General features: G+C 67.7%; 3 protein-coding genes. All 3 read left to right on the top strand.

The annotated features are described in order from the left end of the window. Positions 1 to 94 precede the first annotated feature (94 nt). The gene (locus AF1_RS32315; RefSeq protein ID WP_067808109.1) at positions 95 to 586 is read left to right on the top strand and encodes a hypothetical protein; all 492 of its coding nucleotides are present in this window, start codon (positions 95 to 97) and stop codon (positions 584 to 586) included. A gap of 259 nt (positions 587 to 845) precedes the next feature. Continuing rightward, positions 846 to 1,985, top strand: coding sequence for an SRPBCC family protein (locus AF1_RS32310; protein ID WP_207394228.1), 1,140 nt, complete (start codon positions 846 to 848; stop codon positions 1,983 to 1,985). Positions 1,986 to 2,071: 86 nt separating this feature from the next. Beyond that, a partial coding sequence (locus AF1_RS32305) for a hypothetical protein (protein ID WP_067808103.1) occupies positions 2,072 to 2,826 on the top strand: 755 nt, incomplete at its 3' end.

Raw genomic sequence — 2,826 nt, 5'->3', positions numbered from 1 at the left:
CACCGGCTGACGCACCCATGACCGCCATCCGAAACACCGTGCTCGCCGCCCCCCGAAGTGCTGATCAACAGGGGGATGGGGCGAGCCGATCGACATGGGACACCCCGAGTTCGTCCTCAAGCCCCTGACCGTCCACCCCGGGATGCTGCCCGCCATCACCGACCCCGAGCAGGCCCGCCGGCTCTCCGAGCTGGCGGTGCTCAGCGCCCCCGCCCACGCCGACGGACCGGACGCCAAATCCGTCCTGACCAGCGTGTCCGTCGCCCTGGACGACCTCCCCGGCGACAGCGGACGGCAGTACCATGATTACCTGATGACGCGGTTCTCTGCCGCCGCCCGCACGCTTCTGGCGAAGATCATGCCGATCGCGAACTACGAGTGGCAGTCGGACTTCGCCAAGGCCCACATCGCCGAGGGCCGTGCGGAGGGCGAGGCGAAGGCGGTTCTGCTGGTGCTGGACTCTCGTGGGATCGCTGTTCCGAATGACATCCGTGAGCGGGTCACGGGTTGCACTGACACCGATCAGCTTGAGCGCTGGCTTCAGCGTGCCGCTGTCATCGACAAGGTCGAAGACCTTCTGGACTGACGCTCCTGGAGGAGGATCACGCCGATCGCCGGATCTGAACCCGGATCTCGGCCGCTGGGCCGGGACAGGGGAAAGGGCCCCTCCGGCTTCGGAAAAGGGCGGTAGATCTTCACTTTTCGCTGGTCAGCGCCTTTTGTGGTCGTTTCGTGTCGGTTTATGGGGCTATGCCAGTAGCGGGGGGAAGCCGTTCGGGACGGCAGGGTCGCGTCCCAACGGCTCCTCCCAGCCGGACCATCATCGACCGAGCGAAGTGATGACCATGACGGAAACGGGTGGCGGAACCCCTGGCCAGGGCCAGGTACAGGACCTCCCCATCGACCAGCTCAAGGAAGCCGGACGGGAACTCCTCCAGGCGCTCATGGTGCGAACCCTCGCGGGGGCCAGCGGCAAGATCCAGGGGGTGACCCAGCGGCTGAACGACGCCACGGACGCCGCCGGCGCGGGAGCCGGCACGAAGATGGCGGCCGCCGGTGTGAAGAAGCTCGCCGAGGGCGAATCCCCGCTCAAGGCGGGCCTCAGCGCGGGCATGACCGGCGCCAAGGAGAAGGTGAAGGAGACCATCGGCGCAGGCGGCGGCAAGAAGGAGGGAGGCCGCGGCGGCCCCAAGGTCACCAACATCCTTGAGGAGTTCGACGTCGGACTGCCGCGCCGCGTCGCCTACGACCAGTGGACGCAGTTCGCCGACTACCCGAAATTCACCAAGAAGGTGGAGAGCGTCGAACAGGAGTCCGACGAGAAGCTCAACTGGCGGGCGAAGATCTTCCTGTCCCACCGCAGTTGGGAGTCCACGATCATCGAGCAGGTGCCCGACGAGCGGATCATCTGGAAGTCCAAGGGCGCCAAGGGCTATGTGGACGGTGCCGTGACGTTCCACGAGCTGTCGCCCAACATGACGCGGATCCTGCTGGTCGCCGAGTACCACCCGGACGGTTTCTTCGAGAAGACCGCGAACCTGTGGCGCGCCCAGGGACGCCGCCTCCGCCTGGACTTCAAGCACATCAAGCGGCACATGATGACGCAGGCGATCCTGAGGCAGGACGAGATCGAGGGCTGGCGCGGCGAGATCCGCGACGGCGAGGTGGTCAAGACCCACGAGGACGCCCTCAAGGAGGAGCAGGAGGCGTCGAAGGCCGAGGAACAGAAGTCCGAGGAGGCCGAGAAGGGCGAAGAGAAGCCTGAAGAGGAGGCCGAGAAGCCCGAAGAGAAGCCCGAAGAGAAGCCCGAAGAGAAGCCCGAAGAGGAGGCCGAGAAGGGCGAAGAGAAGCCCGAAGAGGAGGCCGAGAAGGGCGAAGAGAAGCCCGAGGAGGAGGCCGAGAGCGGCGAGGAGCAGGAAGCCGAGGAGGGCGGCGAGAAGACCGAATCCGAGGAGCGGCCCAAGGAGAAGGCCAAGAGCACCTGATTCCCGCACCAGGCCCGACCACGACGTTTTCGCTGATCGGCGACGGGTAGCGAGGGCATGTACGCCTGCGAGCCTCGGGGGGAACGATGGGCGACACCGCGTCTGGCAAGCCGAAGAAGCCTGACCGTGAGCAGAACAACCCGGAGGAAGAGGGCCTGACCGGCAGGACCCTGACTCCGGACGATCGGCCGAGGCCGAGCGAGGAACCCGACGTCTATCTCGACGTCCCCCTGCTCAAGGTCGACGAGATCTCCTTCGAGCTGGAGAACCTTGAGGCGCACGTGTCCCTCGTCGCCCAGGTCCTCGATCTGCTCAAGCTGAACGTCGGCGCCGACGTCTTCCTCGGCAGGGTCAACCTGGAGATCAAGGGGGTCGAGGCGCAGGCGCAGCTCAAGGTCCGGCTCGACAACGTGGCCGTGATCCTCGACCGTGTCCTGACCACCCTCGACCGCAACCCGGAGATACTCCGGCACCTCGCACGCGGCGTGGAGGCGGCGGCACGCGACATCGGCGCCGGAACCGGCACCGCGGTGGGTGAGGTCGGCAAGGGCGCCAAGGGTGCCGTCGAGGAGGTCGGCCGGGGCGCCGGGGGCGCGGTCGAGAGCGTCGGCGAGGGCGCCGGAGGTGCCGTCAAGGACGTGGGCAAGGGCGCCGGGGGCGCGGTCGAGAGCGTCGGTGAAGGTGCCGGGGGCGCCGTCGAGGACGTGGGCAAGGGCGCCGGGGGTGCGGTCGAGGATGTGGGCAAGGGCGCCGGTGAGGGCGTCCGCGACGTCGGTAAGGGCACGGGCGGTGCGGTCGAAGACGTCGGCAAGGGCGCAGGCCAGGCCGCGGAGGCCACCGG

The organism is Actinomadura formosensis NBRC 14204, assembly GCF_001552155.1.
Classification (GTDB): Bacteria; Actinomycetota; Actinomycetes; order Streptosporangiales; family Streptosporangiaceae; genus Spirillospora; species Spirillospora formosensis.
Note: the sequence above shows the minus strand (reverse complement) of the source record. Positions and strands in the feature narration are given on the sequence as shown.

Excerpts from the sequence above, each read along its gene's own strand:
- AF1_RS32310 (WP_207394228.1), top strand. The coding sequence starts at position 846 with ATGACGGAAACGGGTGGCGGAACCCCTGGCCAGGGCCAGGTACAGGAC.
- AF1_RS32315 (WP_067808109.1), top strand. The coding sequence starts at position 95 with ATGGGACACCCCGAGTTCGTCCTCAAGCCCCTGACCGTCCACCCCGGG.